This window comes from Variovorax sp. 10N420 (genome assembly GCF_056394705.1).
Genome location: NZ_JBFTIJ010000019.1, coordinates 41315 through 61408 on the forward strand (window position 1 = coordinate 41315; position 20094 = coordinate 61408).

A 20094-nucleotide genomic window follows, 5' to 3' on the forward strand; every position below is an offset into this window, starting at 1 on the left:
TTCGTGCTCCGTACAGGCGAGGGCTAACGGTTTCCTATGAAGCAGGGTCTCTCGCTGCGTGTTTCGCAGCACCTCGCGTTGACGCCCCAACTGCAGCAGTCGATCCGTCTGCTTCAGCTCTCCACGCTCGAGCTTTCGCAGGAAGTCGAGCAGATGCTGGACGACAACCCATTCCTGGAGCGCACCGCCGAGGAAGCTGCGCGCGAGGAATTCGGCCTGGATGCCGCTGACGCACCCGTTCGGGACGACGACCGGATGGCCGAGGGTGAGGGTGAAGGCGACTTCGTGGCGGGTCCATCCAGCTCGACGGCGGAATCTACAACCACGTCCAGCGCCGACACCGAGGCTGCCACCGGCGAAGGTACCGACAGCGAACCCGACTGGGAGGGCGACGGCACCACCGATCTCGCGCCGGACGACAGCGAATGGGGTGGCGATGCGCCGGCCCGTGCCAACAACCTCGGCGACGACGAGCGCACCGACGCGACCGAACTCGCGCGCAGCCAAGAGTCCCTCCAGTCGTTTCTGCATCGTCAGGCGCTGGGACTTCGGCTGACGGATACCGACCGTGCGGCGCTGCGCTTTCTGATCGAATCCCTCAACGACGACGGATACCTCGAAGACTCGCTCCCCGCGCTCGCGTCCGGCCTTGCCGGCGACGACAACGACCAGTTCGACGACCTCGTGCATCACTTCCAGGTCGCGCTCGGCCTGCTGCAGAGCCTGGAGCCGGTGGGCGTCGGCGCGCGCAGCCTTGGGGAGTGCCTCAGCATCCAGTTGCGCGCACTGGCGAGCGAGGACGAAAGCGAAGAAGAAGCGCAGATCCGCAAGACTGCCATCGCCGTCTGCAAGCAGCCGATGGAATTGCTGGCACGGCGTGACATCAAGCGCCTCGTCACGCTCACGCGAAGCAACGAGAACGAAGTCCGCGGCGCGCTGCAACTCATCGCCAAGCTCGAGCCCAAGCCCGGCCGCCGCTTCGTCGACGTGGAGCGCAACGTGGTCATTCCGGACGTGATCGTTTCGCGCGTCGGCAACGGCACGAACACCAAGTTCCGCGTGATGCTCAACCCCGAAGTCATGCCGCGCCTGCGCGTGCACGACATCTATGCCAGCGCGCTCAAGCAGCACAAGGGCGAAGGCAGCCAGGCCCTGTCGCAGCGCCTGCAGGAGGCGCGGTGGTTCATCAAGAACATCCAGCAGCGTTTCGACACCATCTTGCGCGTGTCCAATGCGATCGTCGAGCGGCAAAAAAGCTTCTTCGTCCATGGCGAACTCGCGATGCGTCCACTGGTGCTTCGCGAGATCGCCGACGAACTGGGCCTGCACGAATCAACCATCAGCCGCGTGACCACGGCCAAGTACATGGCCACGCCCTACGGCACCGTGGAGCTCAAGTATTTCTTCGGCTCGGCACTTGGTACTGAAACCGGCGGCAACGCCTCCAGCACGGCAGTTCGGGCGCTGATCAAACAGTTCGTGAGTGCGGAGGACCTCAAGAAGCCGCTGTCGGACAGCCAGATTTCCGAAATGCTCAAGGAGCAGGGCATCGAGTGCGCTCGCCGCACCGTCGCGAAGTATCGCGAGGCCCTGCGCATCGCGCCGGCCAATCTGCGCAAGGCGCTCTAGGGGACCGGATCGCGCTGCGCACGCAGCAGCAGCGTGCGCAGCGCTGAAGTCTGCACAGGCTTGCGCAGCGCCTGCCAACCGCGCTCGCGGGCCAGTTCAAGCGTGGCGTCGTCGATGTCTGCCGAAATCAATGCAATCGCGAGGCGCGGATTTCGCCGTTGCAGCTCCTGGGCGAGCGCGATGCCGTCGAGCTCGCCGGGCAACCGGATGTCGCACAGGGCGATTTCGAAATCGGGGAGGTAGGGCAGCGCCAATGCTTCCGCCGCGCAGGCGCAGACATATGGACGCGCACCCCATAGACGCAGCAGCGCCGCCACGCTGTCGGCCACCACGGCGTTGTCCTCGACCACGAGCACTGCGAGGCCCGGCCGCAGTGTGGCCGGGGTGGCGGCGGCATCGGCGGCCAGACCCATCGACGACGCCACTGGCGTGCCTTCTGGCGCGACCGGCAATTCGAAGCCGAACACGGATCCGCGCCCAGGCGCCGAACGCAGCGTGACCTGGACGCCCAGCCGATCGGCAAGCCGCCGCACGATGGCGAGCCCCAGACCATGGCCGCGCTGCAGGTTGCGCTCGATGTTGCCGACCTGTTCGAAATCACCGAACACGCGCTCCTGCGCTTCCGGCGCAATGCCGATTCCGGCGTCTCGCACCTCGATGCGCCACCCTCCAGGCCGCCGCCGGCAGGCCAGCAGCACGCGTCCTCTCGGCGTGAACTTCAGCGCGTTGTCGACCAGGTTTCCAAGGATGCGCCGCAGCGCCACGGCGTCGGTCCAGACCAGCACATTGGCGGGGCACCGCACACGAACGCGACCGCTGCCCGCTTGGCGTGCCAAGTCATTCAGCAGCGGCGCCAGCGCCACGGCAACCGGCGCGATCGGATCCACCGCGGCCTCGATGCGCCCGATCTCGAGCAACTGATTGGTCAAGCCTTCCAGCGCCTGCTGCGCCCGCGACAGCGCAGCGACGGTGTTCTGCACCGTCGATCGATCTTCGCCGACATCCAACTGGTGCCGGAGCACCTCGGCTTGGAGACCCATCGCCATGACCGGCTGGCGCAAATCATGATTGGCCGCCGAGAAGAAGCGCAAGCGCTCGGCCTGCGCCTGTTGAGATTCGCGCAGCCCCGCCAGTGCCTGCGCGCGCAGTGCGCTTTCGTTGTGGCGCAGGCCGATGTTTTCCTCGAGCTGCCGCGCACGCTCGGCCACCAGGCGCCAGACCATGGCGAGCAGGCCGATACCCAGCAGTGCCAGCACCATCATGGACGGCGCGCCGAATGCCAGGCCCATGACGATCACCGGCGCCAACAGCAAGGTGATCGCCAATTGCATGGCAGGCGTGTAGTACGAGACCGAAAACACCGACGACAGCGTCATCGCCATGACCACCAGACCGATCATCAGCTGCGAGGTGGCATCGGCACGATCGAAGAGCAGCACGCCCGCCGCGCCGTGGGCGCCCTCATGCACCGCGATGCGCAGGGTGTGCAGGCGCAAGGCCGGCCGGATGTTCTCCGGCGTGAGCGGATCCGGCAGCCGTTGCGGAAAGAAGCCGCGATACGCGGTGGTGGCCGCGATCATCGCGATCCAGATGGCCGCATGCTGCACCGAGTACTGCCATGCGAAAAGGGCTGCCACGCCGCAGTCGAGCAGAAACTGCACGAGCAGCACCGGCCCGCTCGGCTGGGTGCTGAGCCGCAGAACCTCGCAATGCACAGCGAACCGATCGGCTGTGGAAGCCTCTGCGACGGCTGTGGTGGGCAAGGAACTCATCGGCGGCCCACTATAGAGCAGCATCGAGACAAGGCGACAATCGGGCCGTGAATGATCTTTCGCTTTTTCTTCCCTGCGCCGCCGGCGTCGAGGATTTCCTTGCACAGGAAGTGCATGCGCTGACCGGCCGCGTCGGCCAGGACCTCCTGACGCTGCGCGGCGGCGTGCGGGTGCGAGCCGACTGGCGCGACGCCTTGAAGCTCAATCTCCACAGCCGTCTGGCGCAGCGCGTGCTGATCGAGCTGGCCCATGCGCCTTATCGCAGCGAGAACGACCTTTACGCCATCGCGAACGGCGTGGCTTGGGAAATCTGGTTCACCCCGAAGCAGACCTTCAAGATTGAGACCACGGCCCAGCACAGCCCGTTGCAGAGCCTGAACTTCGCCACCCTGCGCATCAAGGACGCCATTGCCGACCGCTTTCGGGCCAAGGCAGGCGGCGTGCGGCCGAGCATCGAAACCCAGTGGCCCGACAGCCGAGTGTTCGCGCACCTGACCACCGACGATTGCACCCTCTACATCGACACCTCCGGCGAGCCGCTCTTCAAACGCGGCTGGCGGCAGGACAAGGGCGATGCGCCTCTCAAGGAAACGCTTGCGGCAGCCATGCTGGCTGCCAGCGGCTGGTGGAACCCCGAAACCGGCGCGGTGTCGACCCAGCCCCTGTACGACCCCTGCTGCGGCAGCGGAACCATCGCTATCGAGGCGGCGCAGATTGCGTCCGGCATCGCCGCGGGCTCGCTGCGGCGGTTCGGCTTCGAAAAGCTGCTGCCTTTTCAGGCCCACGTCTGGGCCGCCCTCAAAGCCGAGGCGGCGCCGAAGGAGCCGAAGCAGGCGCCCGCCGTTTTTGGCTCCGACGTCTCGCACCGCATGGTGGACTTCGCCGAACGCAATGCCGAGCGTGCCGGCGTCGCGCAAGCCATTCAGTTCCGCGGCGGTGACGCTTTGCAGCGAATGCCGCCCGCCGAATCTGGCGTGATCGTGCTGAACCCGCCTTACGGTGAACGCATCGAAGTCGGCGGCGTATCGCGCGGCCGCGAACAGGCGCAGACCGAAGACGGCGGACAGTTCTTCAGTCAACTGGCCACCCACTGGAAAAAGAACTTCGCAGGCTGGACCGCCTGGGTGCTCACGCCCGATCTCCAATTGCCCAAGCGCATGCGGCTCAAGGAATCGCGCCGCGTGCCGATGTGGAACGGTCCCATCGAATGCCGTTTGTTCCGATTCGACATGGTTGCGGGCTCGGCCCGCGCACGGCCTGCGCCGGAGCCGCCTGCCAAGGATTAGCGGCTGGGACAGAATGGCGCCCACGTCATTCCGTCAACCAAGTCCCAAGTCACATCGCACCATGACAGACCTGTCCGCTTTCCCCATCACCAAGAAATGGCCCGCGCAGCATCCCGAGCGGCTTCAGCTCTATTCGCTGCCCACGCCCAACGGCGTGAAGGTGTCCATTGCGCTGGAAGAAACCGGCCTGCCGTATGAGCCCCATCTGGTCAGCTTCGAGAAGCAGGACCAGATGTCGCCGGAATTCCTCTCGCTCAATCCCAACAACAAGATCCCGGCCATCATCGATCCGAATGGCCCCGGTGGAAAGCCGCTCGCATTGTTCGAATCCGGCGCCATCCTCATCTACATCGCTGACAAGACCGGCAAGCTGCTCCCGAAGGACCCGGCTGCGCGCTATGAGGCCATCCAGTGGCTCGTGTTCCAGATGGGCGGCATCGGTCCCATGTTCGGCCAGCTCGGCTTCTTCAACAAGTTTGCCGGCAAGGCCTATGAAGACAAGCGGCCGCGTGACCGCTATGTCGAAGAGTCCAAGCGCCTGCTGCGCGTGCTGAACCAGCGCCTGGAGGGCCGCGCCTGGCTCATGGGCGACGACTACACCATTGCCGACATCGCGACCTTCCCGTGGGTGCGCAATCTCGTCGGCTTTTATGAGGCAGGCGACCTCGTCGGGATCTCCGACTTCCCGCACGTGACGCGCGCGCTGGAGGCTTTCGTCGCCCGGCCGGCGGTCGTTGCCGGCCTGGGAATCCCGCGCCGCGATTGAGCCCGCTTGTGCCGCCTTCAGCGCCCATCGGCAGCGTCGTCCTCGACACCAACATCGTGTTGGACCTGCTGGTGTTCGATGATCCTGCACGCGCCCCGCTCGAAGCCGCGCTCCAGGCCGGAGGACTGTGCTGGCTTGCCACCGCAGACATGCGCGGCGAGCTCGCGCGAGTGCTCGGCTATCCGCTGATCGCGAACCGGCTGGCCTCGCAGGGTCGCGAAGCCTCGGAGGTGCTCGCCGCCTTCGATGCGCGTTGCCGAATGGTCGATGGCACGCCGACGCGGGCGCCATGTGTCTGCAGCGATCCGGACGACCAGATGTTCATCGACCTTGCTGTGGCGCATCGCGCACGGCTCTTGAGCAAGGACCGGGCGGTACTTTCAATGCGCAAGCGGCTGGCGGCTCTTGGCGTCGAGGTCGATCGGGCTTAACTTTCAGGTTTTGAATTTGTGTGCCGGAATGCGGCATCCGGTGGTACACCCCTTTCTTGCGCTCAACACGCAATGGCGTGCCGAGCGCGACAACCGGAAGCGAACCGTTCATCATCAAGGAGTCCATGACCATGGCAGATCTGAAAAACGCGAAGGATGCAAAGAAGCGGCGGCTGGCGCCCCTGAAGACACCGAGTCCCTTGGGCGCCGAGGCAGTCCGCGACATCTCGGCGGAGCTCAATGTGCTTCTTGCCGATACCTTCGCGCTGTATTTGAAGACCAAGAACTTCCACTGGCACATGTCCGGTCCGTACTTCCGCGACTACCACCTGCTGCTGGACGATCAGGCCGATCAGATCTACGCCACCATCGACCCCATCGCCGAACGCGTGCGCAAGCTCGGCGGCACTACGCTGCGCTCCACAGGGCAGATCACGCGCCTGCAACGCATCGCCGACAACGATGCCGACTTCGTGACGCCGGCCGACATGCTGGCCGAACTGCGCGAGGACAACCAGCGCGTGGCCGCCTTCATGCGCGAGACCCATTCGCTTTGCGACGAATACGGCGACGTCGCCACGGCCAGCCTGCTGGAAATGTGGATCGACGACGCTGAGCGGCGGACCTGGTTTCTCTTCGAATCAGGGCGCCAGACCTGAGCTAGGCGCCGTACCAGCGGGCCATCAGGCTCGCCACGGCACGCACTCGCTGCGTGTCGCGCCCCCAGCGGCGGCCGGATGGCAGGTGCCGGAGCCAGCGGGTGCGCCGCGCAGCCAGGGCGAGCCGTGCCCGCACTTCGTCGCTCGCATCGGCCAGCGTCCTGTGCCAGTGCGCTCCGGCGGCGTGCGGTGACGCTGCATCGACCAGCATCGCGGTCGAGTGCAGGTAGCTGAGCCAGTCCCGGGCCTGGCATTCGGCCAGCGGCAGCGTTTCGCCCGGGTCGTCCTCGAAATCGATATAGCCGATGGTGCCGTCGGGGCACTGCACCAGATTGCGATCGAAGGCCTGGCTCAGATAAGCATCGCGGGAATGGACCAGCGCGATGGCCGCAAGGCCCTCGCTCCATACCGCGAGCAGCGATGCGGGGCCCGCCGCTGCTGCATGGTCGAGCTTTTCCTGCAGCACGACGGCCGGCCGGCCGCTTTCGCCCAGGTCGGAAATCATCAGTCCGTCAGGCTGCTGTGCCAGCACCGTCGGAACACGCAGGCCCGCCAGTGCGAGCTGCTCGAGCCTGCGCGCCTCGATCACCAGCGCTGCCTCGCCGCCCGGGTTGGGCACGGGCGCCAGCACATCGAGCCGCAGGATGGCCGAGATCGCCGCTTGCAGGCGGTAGCGCATCATCCCGTGGCGCGGCCCGGCCTTCTTGATCCACACGCGCTCCGTGCCGAAGCGATGGCTGGCCACCGCTTTGGTCTGCTGCGGCAGCATGGCCCGCAGAAACTCGGCGTAGTCGTCGGCCTGGTGTGGCACCGCGGCCGCTTCGAGCGGCGCCGGCGCCGAGGCAAACCCCTTGCGCATCTGTACGCGGGTCGACATCCCGCCCCTTCTCACAGGATTCATACGGCCAAGGCCAAAGGCTGGAAGCTGCGCGCGCTGGCGAGCGGCCAGTAGTTGCGAAACACGGTGTGCAAGCCGTCCAGCGGCCCCAGCAGCGCGCCCGGCTGCACCTGCATCACCAGATTGCTCAGCAGGCGAACCTCCGTGTCGGAGATGCGGCGCACGATGTGGTGCGCGGTGATTTGCTGGGGATGGTCGAGCCCGGCGGCCTGCACCAGTTCCTTCAGTGCATGCAGCGTGCTGCGATGAAAGTTGTGCACGCGGTCGGCCTTTGTCGGCACCACCAGGGCTTTCTGCCGCACCGGGTCCTGCGTCGTCACGCCCGTCGGGCAGAAGCCGGTGTGGCAGGCCTGCGCCTGGATGCAGCCCAGCGACATCATGAAACCCCGCGCCGCATTGCACCAGTCAGCGCCCAGCGCCATCATCCGCGCCACGTCGAAGGCGGTGATCACCTTGCCGGCACAGCCGATCTTGATTCGATCGCGCAGGCCGACGCCGATCAGCGTGTTGTGCACCAGCAGGAGCCCTTCCTGGAGCGGCGCGCCCACGTGATCGCTGAATTCGACCGGCGCCGCACCCGTGCCGCCTTCCGCGCCGTCGACCACGATGAAGTCCGGCGTCAGGCCCGTCTCCTGCATGGCCTTGACGATCGCGAACCATTCCCAGGGATGCCCCAGGCAGAACTTGAAGCCGCAGGGCTTGCCGCCGGAAAGCACACGCAGCCGGGCGATGAAATGCATCATCTCCACGGGTGTCGAGAAGGCGCTGTGCGACGAGGGCGAAACGCATTCGACGCCCACCGGCACACCCCGGGCGGCGGCGATTTCAGGCGTGACCTTCGGCGCGGGCAGGACGCCCCCGTGCCCCGGCTTGGCGCCCTGGCTCAGCTTGAGCTCGATCATCTTGACCTGCGGGTCGCGCGCGTTGGCGATGAAGCGCTCTTCGCTGAAGCTGCCGTCGTCGTTGCGGCAGCCGAAGTAGCCCGAGCCGATCTCCCAGATCAAATCGCCGCCGTGGACGCGATGGTGCGACGAGATCGAACCTTCGCCCGTGTCATGCGCAAAGCCGCCCAGGCTTGCGCCGCGGTTCAGCGCCATGATCGCGTTGGCGGACAGCGCGCCGAAGCTCATCGCCGAAATATTGAACACGCTCGCGCTGTAGGGCTGGGTGCAGACCTCGCCGGCGGCGGACGCAGGATTGGGCGTGCCGCCGATCACGATTCGGAAATCATGGTCGTCCAGGCGGGTGGGCTGCATCGAATGATTGATCCACTCATAGCCGGAGATCGTGACGTCGAGCTGCGTCCCGAAAGGCCGGTTGTCGGGCTCGCCCTTGCTGCGTTGGTAGACCAGCGAGCGCTGTGCGCGCGAAAAAGGCGCCGCTTCGGAATCGCTTTCGATGAAGTACTGCCGCATCTCGGGCCGGATGTATTCCAGCAGGAAACGCAGGTGGCCGATCACGGGATAGTTGCGCAAGATGGCGTGCGGCGTCTGTCGCAGGTCGTGCACGCCGGTGCCGCTGAGCACCGCGAAAACCACGAAAGCGACCCAACCCGTCCACAGGGTCGGCATGAGCAGTACAGCGGCCAGACTGGCAAATAAGCCAGCCACGCACAGCACAAAGGCCGTGTAACGCGTTGGAAACGGCGGAATCAGCGGTGTAGGAATAAGGAGTCTCCGGGAACCTTGCTGCATCATAGAGGGCTCCCTGTGCCAGACATGACTACCCTTTCAGACCCCCAGAACCCCTCTCAGCCCGACAACGCACCGCTCGGGCCCGACGATTTCGACGCGCAGGACCAGGCGCTCGATGCAATGCGCGAGCAGGACGAAGAGATCCCCCAGTGGGAATTCTGCGAAGGCTTCATGGCCGCGCTGGTCTGCACGCGCCGGCCGATCGAGCCGGCCGAGTACTGGCCTGTGCTGCTCGGCGACACATTCGCACCGGCGCAGCACATGGAATTCGTCTGGCGGTGGAAACGCCGCTGGCGCGAGATCGAGACCGGCCTCGACGCCGATGTGCAATCGCTGGACGACGAACGCACCTGGCAGCCCGAAGTGCTCGACACGCGCGGCGCCATCGCCGCGCTGCCGGAAGAAGAGCGCGCCGAAATGGCGGGCGAAGCCATCCCGTCTTTCGCCCAAGTGTGGGCGCTCGGCTTCATGTATGCGGTCGAGAACTGGCCCGATGAATGGACCCCGCCGCGCGACAAGGAAGGCGCGCAGATGCTCGACGAAGCGCTTGACGCCATCGTCACGCTGACCGAGGACGACAAGGGCACACCGACGGCTTCGATGTACAGCGAAGACGGCCCGCCGAGCGTGAGCCAGGAACGCATCGACGATTTCGGCGCGGCGATCTGGGCCGTGTACGACCTGCGCCAGCTATGGCGCAGCATGGGCCCGCGCGTGGAGACCATCCGCAAGGAGGCGACGCCCGGGCGCAACGATCCTTGCCCTTGCGGGAGTGGCAAGAAGTACAAGAAGTGCCACGGCGCCTGACGGCTCAGTACGGCGGCGCCTTGCGCGCCCGCTGTTCACGGGCAGCCTCGGTCCACCAGGCAAGATCGTCCGCGAAACGTCCGAACGAACGCACCAGCGCATCGCCAGCGCTTCCGGTGGGTTTGGCATCCGCGTCCAGCGTCTGGGAAATCGGCCCGACCGCCAGCGTGCTCGAAACCACCACCATGCCCATCTCCGACAGGATCGAATGCCAGATCGTGCCCGACCGGACGCCTGAAAAGCGGCCCGCCGAATAGCTCGCAACGGCAGCGGGGCGCCAGAACCACTCCTCCAGAAAGTGGTCGGTGAGGTTCTTCAGACCGGGTTGCGGTCCCCAGTTGTATTCGCCCGTCACGAATACGAAGGCATCGGCCTTGCGGATCTTGTCGGCCAGCGCTTCCATCGCCGCCGGCGCGGTGCCTTTCGGGTACTCCTTGTACATCCGGTCCAGCATGGGCAGGCCCACGGCCTGGGCGTCGATCAGTTCGGGCTCCGCACCGCGCGCTGCGAGACCCCTGACGACGTAGTCCGCGAGGCGAATGCCCATCCGGTCGGACCGGTAGGAGCCGTAGAAGACCAGGACCTTGTCGGCCATGCTCGCTCCCGTTCAGATCTTGAAGGCGCGCTGGATGTCAGGCCGGACCAGGTCGGCATAGTCGCGGTGCTTGCGGATCCAGCCTGCGATGAACTGGCATACCGGAATGACGTGCTTGCCCTCGGACCGCGCCTCGTCGAGCACGTGCTTCGCAATGGCCGAGCCCACGCCCTTGCCTTCGAATGCCGGCAGCACTTCGGTGTGCGTGAACATGATCGCTTCGCTCAGCAGGTTGTATTCGCAGTAGCCGGCAAGCTCGCCACCAATGGTGGCTTCGTAGCGATGCGCGGCGGGATTGTTGGTGATGGTGATATCGGTCATTTGCGGTGTCCAGTGCCCGGTGTCCGGTGTTGGTGTTTCAGGGTCTATGACGTGCGCGCCAGAAAGGTCGCCAGATTGGCAGCGGCAGTCGCGCGCACCTTCTTCTTGAGCATCGGCGACCAGCCGAGCAACAGGCCCGGCGCGCCGAGCGCCTGCCGAGCCCAGCGCCAGAAATCGAATTCGTCGCGCTGCGTCGCGATCAGGCCCTGGGGCGTGAAGGTGAAGCGCGAATCGATGGCGTTGTCGACGATGCGCCCTGTCGCGCTGAAGAGGTAATGCGCATCCCAGTGCGCGCGGCCTGTGGTTGCATCGGCCTGAACATCGCCATAGCTCAGCTTCCAGACCGCCGCGCCCTTGGCCTTGGTTCCGCTGCAGAGCATCTTCCACATGCCGCCGATCTCGCGCGCGCCGCGCAGCGAAAACGCTTCGTCATCGAAGGTGGCGTCGGGTGCGTAGCAGGCGGCCATGGTCTCGGCGTCAAGCTGCGCAAACGCGTCGTAGAAGCGGCGGATGGTTTGTTCGTTGCGCATCGCGGCATCGTAGCCCAGCGATCGCGCATTTGGCGCTAATCGCCTAGCTGTCGATGGTCGTCGCGAGCACCTGCAGCGCGTAACGGACGGTGGCGGCGCGCACCTCGGCGCGGTCGCCGTCGAAACGGCGGCGTTCGGTGCGCACGTGGCCGTCCACCGACCAGCCGAACCACACGGTGCCGACTGGCTTTTCGGGCGATCCGCCCGTGGGCCCGGCAACACCCGTGACCGCCACCGAGACTTGCGCCTTCGAGTGCGCGACGGCGCCTTCCGCCATGGCGCGCGCGACTTCCTCGCTGACCGCGCCATGCGCCGCAATCAACGCCGCATCGACCCCGAGCATTTCGGTCTTCGCCTCGTTCGAATAAGTGACGAAGCCGCGCTCGAACCAGTTGCTCGAACCCGAGACATCGGTGCATGCGCCCGCGATCAGGCCTCCGGTGCAGCTTTCCGCGGTCGCCATCATCCAGCGCTTGCGCTGCAGCAACTCTGCGAGCAGCGTGACGAGGGCGGGCGTGTCGAGTTCGGAAGGAGAAGTTGTCGGGTTCATCGTTTCACCATGCACGCAACGCGGCGATCACCAGAAGGGTGCAGAACGCCGCCACCAGATCATCGAACAGGATGCCGAAGCCCGCAGCGCTCCAGCGCATGGTCTCGGGCGTGGCGCCGCGTTGCTTGAAGAGCCGATCAGCCCAGCCGACGGGGCCGATCTTCACCGCGTCGAAGAAGCGAAAGAGCGCAAAGGCGACGACCTGGCCGAAGAGCCCCGCGGGCATCACGATCCAGAGAATGATCCAGAAGGCGACCACTTCGTCCCAGACGATGGACCCCGGGTCGGCGATGTTCATGTTTCGCGCAGTGACCGTGCAGGCCCACCAGCCGACCGGCAGCGACGCCAGGATCACCCATCCGATGGTCGGGGCCGAGAGCCAGTGGCTCATCAGAAGGTAAGCGGCCCAGGCCCAGAGCGTGCCGACGGTTCCGGGCGCGTGTCGCGGCAGCCCTGAGCCGAAGCCCAGCGCAATGACGTGCGCCGGGTGCGTGAGCATGAAGCGCAACGTGGCGCGGCGCGGCGAATAATCCGGCGCGGCGCCGGAGGGAGAAGCAACTGGCATGGGCCGACAGTGTCGCGCATCTCCGGCGATGCCCGTCGCGCGAAAACGTCAGGCGGTGGCTGTGTCTTGCACCGGCTCGCCCCGCAGCCGAGCCAGGAGCTCATCCACGTTGGGCGGAAGGCGGTCGCCGCGCCAAGCCACGTGTTGGTCCGCGCGACAGAGCAGCAGCCGATGCCGGTAAGCGGGCGGGATTTCCGCAGCGTCGACGTCCACCAGAGCCAGCGGCATGCCCGACGACTTCGCGGCTTGCACGAGCGCCGAGACATCCGCGCCATGATCAAAACGCAGCAGTGTGTAGCCGGGCCCGAAAGCGTCGTACAGCGAACGGCCGTCCGCGAGCCAGAAATGCGGTGCGCGGCAGCCGGGCACTGTCGAAGGCGTGAAGTTGCCCATCGAGTAGGTCGGCGGTTCCTCGCCATCGGTCGCGATGATCGGCGAGCCGGTATAGAAATAGCCGAAGTTGAGCCCGGCGCAGCAGAACTGCTGCACGTTCAATTCATAAGCCTCGCGTCCGACCTCTTGGCGCAGGGTATCCCCTTCAGGGCCTGGCGCTTCGATGTTGGCGGGCACGGCGCGCCGGGCGCGGATCATCTTCTGCGCGTGGTCCATCGCAAAGTGCGACACCTGTTCGGTGATCGGCTGCCGCTCGGCCTCGTAGGCGTCGAGGATGCTTTCGTCAGCCCACCCCTGCACGCGCGCCGCGAGCAGCCATGAAAGGTTGATCGCATCCGCGATGCCGGCGTTCATCCCGTAGCCGGCGTAGGGCACCCACAGGTGCGCCGCATCACCCGCGATGAACACCCGCCGGTCCCGAAAGCGGTTGGACAGAAGGCGCCGGCCTACCCAGTCTTCCTTGCTGATCACCTCGTAGCTGAATTCAGGACCCACGCCGAGGATGTCCCGGATCGACTGGTCGCGATCGACCGAATCGAACTCCGGCTCTTCGGCGTTGAGGTGGTTGTGTACCAGCCAGGTTTCGTGTCCGTCGATGGCAAACATGGTGCCGCAGCGGCGCGGGTTGACGGAATAGTACGACCAGGCAGGCTTGCCGGGGATCATCGCGCGCAGCCCAGGGGCACGAATGAAGGTCGACTGCACGCGCTGGATCACGGCAGTGCCTTCCAGCTTGGCGCCGATCGCCTTCCGAACGCCGGAGCCACCGCCGTCGCAGCCCACCATGTAGCGGCAGCGAATGGTGCGCGTCGTGCCTTGGTCGAGATCCGACGCGGTGGCGCGCACGCCCTCAGCGTCCTGCTCGAAGTCCGTCACCTGCGTGCGGTTGAGCAGCGTCACGTTCGGCAACGCGGCCGCGTGCTCCAGCAGGATCGGCTCCAAAAAAATCTGGTTGATGCGATGCGGAGGCTCCGGCGTCGGCCACCATGCGTCGGGGCCTTCGGACTCTGTGTAGCGGTCGCGGCGGCAGGGAATCGGAATGCGCGTGAGTTCGGTGCCCGTCACGCTCGTGCGAAACACCACGTCGTTCGGATAGTCGGCGGGCAGACCGGCGTCGCGCAGCTTCTGCGCCACGCCCAGGCGGCGGAACACCTCCATGGTGCGTGCCGATACATGGTTGCACTTCACGTTCGGCGGTTCGGCATACCGGCGGATTTCCGCGATCGCGACTTTCACGCCGCGGGAGGCCAGATCCATCGCCAGCGTCAAGCCAACCGGGCCGGCGCCGACGATGAGGACGTCGGCCTGGAGTTCTTCTTTCGTCATTGCGCTCTCAACTTTTCAGTCCAGCTTGATGCCAGCGGTCTTGATGACCTTGGCCCACTTCTTCGTTTCCGAACGGATGTAGTTGTCGAAGTCCTTCGGCGTGCCCGGCGCCGGTTCCACGCCGAGGATGCGCATCGACTCCTTCACCTTCTCGTCGTTCAGCGCGGCCACGATCTCCGCGTTCATCCGCGCGACGATCGGCGCCGGCGTGTCGGCAGGCGCCACCACGCCGAACCAGCCCGTGGAGTCGTAGCCGGGCAATCCGGCCTCGGCCACTGTCGGCACATCGGGCAGCATCGGCAGGCGCTGCGGACTGGTCACGGCATAAGCGATCAGCTTGCCCGCCTTGATCTGCTGCAGCGCAGAAGGCAGGTCGACCACCGCGAGCGGAATCTGTCCGCCCAGCGCGTCGAGCGCCGCCGGGCCCGATCCGCGGTAAGGCACTTCAACCAGCTTCACGTCGGCCATCTGGCTGAACAGCGCAGCCGACAGATGCATGGCCGTGCCGTTGCCGCCATGGCCGATCGACAGCTTGCCGGGCTGGGCCTTTGCCAATGCGATCAGTTCCTTCAGCGTCTTCGCGGGGACCGACGGGTGGCCCACGATCACGAACGGAATCGCAGCCAGCATGCCGACCGGCTTGAAGTCCTTCAAGGGATCGAATGGCATGTTGGGATAGAGGCTCACGTTGGCCGACAGCGCGCCGGCTGCGCCGACGCCCATCGTGTAGCCGTCGCCCGGCGCCTTCGCCACGGCGGTGAGGCCGACGTTGCCTCCGGCGCCCGGCCGGTTGTCGACGATCACGGGCTGGCCGAGCTTTTCGTTGAGCCTCGGCACGAGCATGCGGACGATCGCATCGGCGCTTCCTCCGGGCGGGAAGGTGACGATCATGCGGATCGGCTTGTTCGGAAAGTCGCTGCTGTTGCTGCTGGCCGCCTGGCCGTGCGCTGCGCCAGCAAGAAACGCGCAGGATGCGCCGAGCAGCGCCGCGGCGCGGACTAGTTTCTTCATGGATCGATGCCTCTGTTGGGGTCGGATTGCCTTGTCTCCGGCGCCATTTGACGCCAGGGATATTCATTCGTAAATCAATAAATTCCGAATGAAATATGATGTTTTCTGATGAATCAGAAGTTCAGCCCCACCATCCGGCAGTTGCGCGCGTTCCTGGCCGTGCATCAGTTGCGCAAGCTCAGCGCGGCGGCCGAAAAGCTCTTTGTGACGCAATCCGCCGTCAGCATGCTGATCCGCCAACTCGAGGACGGACTCGGCGCGCGCCTCTTCGACCGCACCACCCGTTCGCTTCAGCCCACGGCTGCGGCTGAAGAAATGCTCGCGACGGCGGAACGCATCCTTCGCGATGTCGATTCATTGAGCGCTGGGTTTCTCGAACTCTCGACGCTCCAGCGTGGCCGCGTCAGCCTCGCCATCACGCCGACGCTGGCTTCGTTCCTGATGCCGCCGGCCATCCGCCGCTTCAATGAAGCGCATCCGCAGGTGCGTGTGCTCGTGGACGACTGCGCGCCGGAGCAATTCGTCTCGCGCATCATCGGCGAGCATGTGGACTTCGGCATCGGCACGCCCGAGCGGTCGGGCGCGGAGGTCGAGACACAGACCTTGCTGCGCGATCACCTGAGCCTCGTTTGCACGCCAGAGCATCCCCTTGCGCAAAAGAAGGCTGTGCGCTGGGCCGACCTGGGCGGGCATCCCCTCATTACCGTGCGGCCGGGCTACGGCATCCGCCCCTTGATCGACGGTACGGCCACACGCGCCGGCGTCGCGCTCAACGTGGTCAACGAGGTGTCGTTCCTGTCGACCGCGATATGGATGACCGCGAGCGGCATGGGGCCGTCGATCATGCCTTCGGCCTTTGCGAAGGCTGCGGAGAATCCTGCGCTGGTCATCAAGCCGATCACCGCACCGCGCGTGTCGCGCGACATTTCGGTGGTGAGCAAGCGGGGGCGTTCGCTTTCAGCGGCAAGCCGCAGCTTCATCGAAGCGTTGCGCCACGGACTGAAAGAAAGTTGAAGAAAGCTGAGAGAAGGCAGCGAGATAGGCGAGGACGCCCGGGCCGTTCAGGCCGGCTGAAAATGCTGCTCAATGCGCTGAGCGACCGCTTTAGGGTTCGCGCGCAACGCTTCGGTCGCACAGGCACCGAGGAACATGCCCTCGAAATTCATCTCCACGCTCGCGAAGTAGTGGTTGAGCGACGCCCCTGCGTCAAAGAGGCACTGTTCCAGCGACGTGAAGGTGCCGCCGGCGTCCTGCGGTTCGAATCCTTGGGCGCTGATGCGATAGTAGTAAGCATCCGCTGCGATGCGCCGGATTTCGATCAGGGGTTTCATGGCACTCGGATGATTCCCGCAATGGCGCATGCGGTAAATAGTCCATTTGGACGGGGCTGACTTCGCGCAGAATTCGCGGGTCATGTTGCCGCCCCGAATCCTGCTTATCGACGACCATGCGCTGTTCAGGTGCGGGCTGCGCATGGTGCTCCTGTCCGGCATTCCCGAGCTCGAAGTGGCCGAAGCCGCGTCGCTCGAAGAAGGCATGAAGACCGCCATGACGGAGCCGGCGCTGGTCCTTCTCGATATTCAGTTGCACGGCCTCAACGGCCTTGAAGGCATCGCGCTGGTCAAACGCAAGTGGCCGGACGCGGCAGTGGTCATCCTGTCGTCCGACGCCGCGCCGCAGAACGTGCGAATGGCCCTGGAGCGCGGCGCCGCCGCCTTTGTCTCGAAAGCCGACACGGCCGACAACATCCTCGCCGTGATCGAGCAGTTGCGCCGCGGCCAGGAGGTTGTGTCCGCGGTGCAGCCCCATGCGCACGGTGATGCGGACGGGGCCCGCCAGTTGCTGACGCCTCGGCAGGTCGAAGTGCTCGACCTGCTGTGCCAGGGCCTCTCCAACAAGGTGATCGGCAGGCGGCTCAATCTTTCCGAGAACACCGTGCGCGGACACGTGCAGGCCGTGCTTGCCGCGTTGCAGGTATCGAGCCGCTCCGAGGCCGGCTTCGCGGCACGCCGAAGGGGACTGGTCGCCTGATGAAGAACCCGCTGCGCCTTGCCGATGGGCGCACCCTTGTCGAGCAATTGCGGCTGCTGTGCGGCAACGTCGGCAGCTCGGTCATCCCGACCATCCTCGTCGCGCTGCTGCTGGTGTGGGTGCTTTCGAACGAGCACAACGTGCTCGCGCTGCGCGCATGGGCCGGGGCCGTGATCCTCATGAAGCTCATCTGCGCGCGTGAGGCGCGGCGGACGCTCGCCTCGGTGATATCGCCCGAACGCGCCCGGCAGCTGGTTTGGCGGCAGATCGTGCTGAACGCGGTCGACGCCGCGGTGTGGGGTTCGCTCGGTTGGGCGGCGCTGGGCACAACGACGGTGGCGGGCTCGGTGCTCGTGGTGGCGGTGCTGGCAGGCGTCGCCGGCAGTTCGATGTCTTCACTCGCGCCGGTGCTGCCGGTCTTCATTGCCTTCGGTACGGTGCAATTGGTCGTGCTCGCGTCAAAGCTGTGGACGCTCGGCGATCCGGCCTACAACGCACTGGGAATGGCCGGCGTGCTGTACGTCGTCACCCTGCTCGGGCAGGCGCGCAACAGCGCCAAGGCGGCGCGCGCGGCCATCGATCTGCGATTCGAGAACATCGAACTGATCGAACGCCTGCGGGTGGAAACCGAGCACGCACAGGCAGCACAACTGAAGGCCGACGAGGCCAATCTCGCCAAGTCCAAGTTCCTGGCCGCTGCCAGCCATGACCTTCGCCAGCCGATTCATGCGCAGGGCCTGTTTCTCGAAGTGCTGGCGCGCAGCAAGCTTTCCGCGGCGCAGTACGACGCACTCGCCAATGCCCGCGCCACCTGGCAGGCTTCGGCCGAGATGCTCGACACATTGCTCGACTTCTCGCGCATCGAGGCCGGCGTGGTCGAACCGCAGATGCAGGTCTTTCATCTGCAGCCGCTGCTCAACAAGATCGAGAACGAACTCGCGCCGCAGGCCGACGCCAAGGGCATCGTCTACCGTTCGCGCGAAACCCATGTGGCGGTGCGCTCCGATCCGGCCCTCGTCGCGCTGATCCTGCGCAATCTCGTCTCGAATGCCATCCGCTACACCGAGCATGGCGGCGTGCTGGTGGCGTGCCGCGTGCGTGGAACCGAAGTGCAGATCGAGGTGTGGGACACCGGCATTGGCATCGAGGCCTCGCAGCACGAGGACATCTTTCGGGAGTTTCATCAGCTCGGCAATGCGGAGCGCGACCGACGCAAGGGCCTGGGGCTTGGCTTGGCCATCGCCCAGGGGCTGGCGCGTACGCTCGGCCATGCGCTGTTGCTGTTTTCGCGGCCCGGTCGCGGCAGCGTATTCAGGGTCAGCCTGCCGGTTGCGCAGATGGGTGTCGCGAGTGGCGTCGTCGAGGTCGTGCCCGGTCACGCGCGGGTCTTTGACGTGCGCGTGCTCGTGATCGACGACGACGATGCGGTACGCGCCGGCATGCGCCAATTGCTGGGCGCCTGGGGTTGCCAATGCGATGTCGCCGATTCGATCGAAGAAGCGCTGGCGCTGGCGCGTGTCAATCCGCCGGGTTTGGTCATCAGCGACTACCGCCTGCGTGAACTGCGCACTGGCGCCGAGGCGATCGCCGCGCTGCGGGCCGAGTTCGGCGAAACGCTGCCCGCTTTGCTGATCACCGGGGACACCGCGCCGCAGCGCCTGCGCGAAGCCCGCGCGAGCGGCGTGCCGCTGCTGCACAAGCCTGTGTCGCCGAATCAGCTCTATCACGGGCTGATGTGCGTGCTGAACGATGTCGAAATCGATTCGTCGTTTGCGCGGCTCGAAGCAGCGCCCGGCGAGAGCCTTCGGCGCGCCTGAGGCCCCTGAGCCCCTGACACTTCGGCATCGCCGCTCAGGCGAAGTGATCGAAAGACGTGAAGCGCTGCGCGACAGCCTTGCCTTGCGCGTCGACGATGCGCAGCCCTGATTCGGCTTCGATGCGCCCGATGCGCGCGACCGGCGTTGACGCAGCGCGACCCGCCTGTTCGACGGCATCCCGAGCCGAAGCCGGCGCAGTGAAGGCAAGTTCGTAGTCGTCGCCGCCCGCGAGCGTGCAGGTGCGCCGCACTTCCGCGCTGATCGCGGTGCTCGCAGCAAGAAGGGCTCCCGCAATATCGGCATCGACTTGTGCGCCGACACCGCTGGCCTTCAGGATGTGTCCCAAGTCGCCGACAAGACCGTCACTGACGTCGATTGCCGCAGTCGCGATGCCGCGCAGCGCAAGGCCCAATGCAACGCGGGGCGTCGGTCGTTCCATCCGCTCGCGTGCCAGCTCGAACGCCTCACCCGGCAACGCGAGCGTGCCCCGAAACACTTCGAGCGCGAGCCGGGCATCGCCGAGCGTGCCGCTGACCCAGATATCGTCGCCCGCCTTCGCGCCCGAGCGCAGCAGCGCACCGCCGGCAGGCACTTCGCCGAAAACGGTGATGCAAATGTTGAGCGGCCCGCGCGTGGTGTCGCCGCCGATCAACTCGCAACCATGCGCATCGGCCAGCGCGAAGAGGCCGTGCGAGAAACCTTCGAGCCATGCTTCGTCGACCGCAGGCAATGCAAGCGCGAGCGTGAAAGCCAACGGCTTGGCGCCGCACGCCGCCAGGTCACTCAAATTGACGGCGAGCGACTTGTGCCCAAGCCTCTCGGGGCTGACCGTCGAAAGAAAATGCCGACCCTCCACCAGCATGTCCGACGACACCGCGAGCTGCATTCCTGCAGCCGGCGCGAGCAGTGCGCAATCGTCGCCCACGCCCAAGGGAGAGCGCTTTGCCGGCCGCGTGAAGTAGCGCGCGATGAGATCGAATTCGCCGTTGCTCATGTCGATGGCAATCCCGGAT

The 20094-nt window shown here is 65.8% G+C and carries 21 protein-coding genes; 9 read left to right on the plus strand and 12 right to left on the minus strand.

All coding sequences use genetic code 11. The features are described 5' to 3' along the window. Positions 1-36: 36 nt before the first annotated feature. Positions 37-1629 carry an RNA polymerase factor sigma-54 gene (locus tag AC1DEK_RS28140; protein WP_478128616.1) on the plus strand — a complete coding sequence of 531 codons (1593 nt, stop codon included), beginning with the start codon at positions 37-39 and terminating at the stop codon, positions 1627-1629. On the opposite strand, the gene AC1DEK_RS28145 is transcribed toward AC1DEK_RS28140, so the two are convergent. After that, a complete protein-coding gene (locus AC1DEK_RS28145; protein WP_478128617.1) occupies positions 1626-3401 on the minus strand; it encodes a sensor histidine kinase in 1776 nt (591 codons plus the stop codon). The genes AC1DEK_RS28140 and AC1DEK_RS28145 overlap by 4 nt on opposite strands. Before the next feature lie 47 nt (positions 3402-3448). Between AC1DEK_RS28145 and AC1DEK_RS28150 the strand changes: the two genes are divergently transcribed. The 4 genes from AC1DEK_RS28150 (at position 3449) to AC1DEK_RS28165 (ending at position 6543) form a co-directional block, all read left to right on the plus strand. Then, positions 3449-4687 carry a THUMP domain-containing class I SAM-dependent RNA methyltransferase gene (locus AC1DEK_RS28150; protein ID WP_478128618.1) on the plus strand — a complete coding sequence of 413 codons (1239 nt, stop codon included), beginning with the start codon at positions 3449-3451 and terminating at the stop codon, positions 4685-4687. A gap of 61 nt (positions 4688-4748) precedes the next feature. Beyond that, a complete protein-coding gene (locus AC1DEK_RS28155) occupies positions 4749-5453 on the plus strand; it encodes a glutathione S-transferase N-terminal domain-containing protein (RefSeq protein WP_478128619.1) in 705 nt (234 codons plus the stop codon). A gap of 8 nt (positions 5454-5461) precedes the next feature. Then, positions 5462-5884, plus strand: a complete 423-nt coding sequence (locus tag AC1DEK_RS28160) for a putative toxin-antitoxin system toxin component, PIN family (protein ID WP_478128620.1) — start codon at positions 5462-5464, stop codon at positions 5882-5884. Between the two features lie 131 nt (positions 5885-6015). After that, positions 6016-6543 carry a Dps family protein gene (locus AC1DEK_RS28165; protein WP_478128621.1) on the plus strand — a complete coding sequence of 176 codons (528 nt, stop codon included), beginning with the start codon at positions 6016-6018 and terminating at the stop codon, positions 6541-6543. Between the two features lies 1 nt (position 6544). On the opposite strand, the gene AC1DEK_RS28170 is transcribed toward AC1DEK_RS28165, so the two are convergent. Next, entirely contained in the window at positions 6545-7420 is an 876-nt protein-coding gene (locus AC1DEK_RS28170; protein ID WP_478128622.1) for a BUD32 family EKC/KEOPS complex subunit, read from the minus strand. 20 nt (positions 7421-7440) lie between these two features. Next, the gene (locus tag AC1DEK_RS28175; protein ID WP_478128642.1) at positions 7441-9135 is read right to left on the minus strand and encodes an FMN-binding glutamate synthase family protein; all 1695 of its coding nucleotides are present in this window, start codon (positions 9133-9135) and stop codon (positions 7441-7443) included. 24 nt (positions 9136-9159) lie between these two features. On the opposite strand from AC1DEK_RS28175, the gene AC1DEK_RS28180 reads away from it, so the two are divergent. Then, entirely contained in the window at positions 9160-9942 is a 783-nt protein-coding gene (locus tag AC1DEK_RS28180) for a UPF0149 family protein (RefSeq protein ID WP_478128623.1), read from the plus strand. 4 nt (positions 9943-9946) lie between these two features. On the opposite strand, the gene AC1DEK_RS28185 is transcribed toward AC1DEK_RS28180, so the two are convergent. From AC1DEK_RS28185 to AC1DEK_RS28215, 7 genes are read right to left on the minus strand one after another with little or no spacing between them, the layout of a single operon-like run. After that, on the minus strand, positions 9947-10537 hold the full coding sequence (locus tag AC1DEK_RS28185) for an NADPH-dependent FMN reductase (protein ID WP_478128624.1): 591 nt from the start codon (positions 10535-10537) through the stop codon (positions 9947-9949). 12 nt (positions 10538-10549) lie between these two features. Then, positions 10550-10981 (minus strand): GNAT family N-acetyltransferase, encoded by a 432-nt coding sequence (locus AC1DEK_RS28190; RefSeq protein WP_478128643.1) that lies wholly within the window; start codon positions 10979-10981, stop codon positions 10550-10552. Beyond that, a complete protein-coding gene (locus tag AC1DEK_RS28195) occupies positions 10903-11388 on the minus strand; it encodes a nuclear transport factor 2 family protein (RefSeq protein ID WP_478128625.1) in 486 nt (161 codons plus the stop codon). The genes AC1DEK_RS28190 and AC1DEK_RS28195 overlap by 79 nt, the downstream gene beginning before the upstream one ends. A 43-nt stretch (positions 11389-11431) precedes the next feature. Further along, positions 11432-11938 carry a CinA family protein gene (locus tag AC1DEK_RS28200; protein ID WP_478128626.1) on the minus strand — a complete coding sequence of 169 codons (507 nt, stop codon included), beginning with the start codon at positions 11936-11938 and terminating at the stop codon, positions 11432-11434. A 4-nt stretch (positions 11939-11942) separates the two neighbouring features. Beyond that, positions 11943-12503 (minus strand): phosphatidylglycerophosphatase A family protein, encoded by a 561-nt coding sequence (locus AC1DEK_RS28205; protein ID WP_478128627.1) that lies wholly within the window; start codon positions 12501-12503, stop codon positions 11943-11945. Positions 12504-12551: 48 nt separating this feature from the next. Further along, complete coding sequence (locus AC1DEK_RS28210; protein WP_478128628.1) at positions 12552-14222, minus strand: FAD-dependent oxidoreductase; 1671 nt, start codon at positions 14220-14222, stop codon at positions 12552-12554. A 15-nt stretch (positions 14223-14237) separates the two neighbouring features. Continuing rightward, on the minus strand, positions 14238-15233 hold the full coding sequence (locus AC1DEK_RS28215; RefSeq protein ID WP_478128629.1) for a Bug family tripartite tricarboxylate transporter substrate binding protein: 996 nt from the start codon (positions 15231-15233) through the stop codon (positions 14238-14240). 108 nt (positions 15234-15341) lie between these two features. On the opposite strand from AC1DEK_RS28215, the gene AC1DEK_RS28220 reads away from it, so the two are divergent. After that, complete coding sequence (locus AC1DEK_RS28220; protein WP_478128630.1) at positions 15342-16247, plus strand: LysR family transcriptional regulator; 906 nt, start codon at positions 15342-15344, stop codon at positions 16245-16247. A gap of 47 nt (positions 16248-16294) precedes the next feature. Here the strand turns inward: AC1DEK_RS28220 and AC1DEK_RS28225 are convergent, their stop codons facing one another. Next, the gene (locus tag AC1DEK_RS28225; RefSeq protein WP_478128631.1) at positions 16295-16648 is read right to left on the minus strand and encodes a hypothetical protein; all 354 of its coding nucleotides are present in this window, start codon (positions 16646-16648) and stop codon (positions 16295-16297) included. Between AC1DEK_RS28225 and AC1DEK_RS28230 the strand changes: the two genes are divergently transcribed. Both AC1DEK_RS28230 and AC1DEK_RS28235 read left to right on the plus strand, forming a co-directional pair. Continuing rightward, positions 16647-17264, plus strand: a complete 618-nt coding sequence (locus tag AC1DEK_RS28230) for a response regulator (protein ID WP_478128632.1) — start codon at positions 16647-16649, stop codon at positions 17262-17264. The two genes, AC1DEK_RS28225 and AC1DEK_RS28230, sit on opposite strands and share 2 nt — an antisense overlap. Beyond that, positions 17264-19081: an ATP-binding response regulator gene (locus AC1DEK_RS28235; RefSeq protein WP_478128633.1), complete on the plus strand. Its 1818-nt coding sequence runs from the start codon at positions 17264-17266 to the stop codon at positions 19079-19081. Before AC1DEK_RS28230 ends, AC1DEK_RS28235 begins: the two co-directional genes overlap by 1 nt. Positions 19082-19115: 34 nt before the next feature. On the opposite strand, the gene thiL is transcribed toward AC1DEK_RS28235, so the two are convergent. After that, positions 19116-20075 (minus strand): thiamine-phosphate kinase, encoded by a 960-nt coding sequence (gene thiL / locus AC1DEK_RS28240; protein WP_478128634.1) that lies wholly within the window; start codon positions 20073-20075, stop codon positions 19116-19118. Positions 20076-20094: the final 19 nt, after the last annotated feature.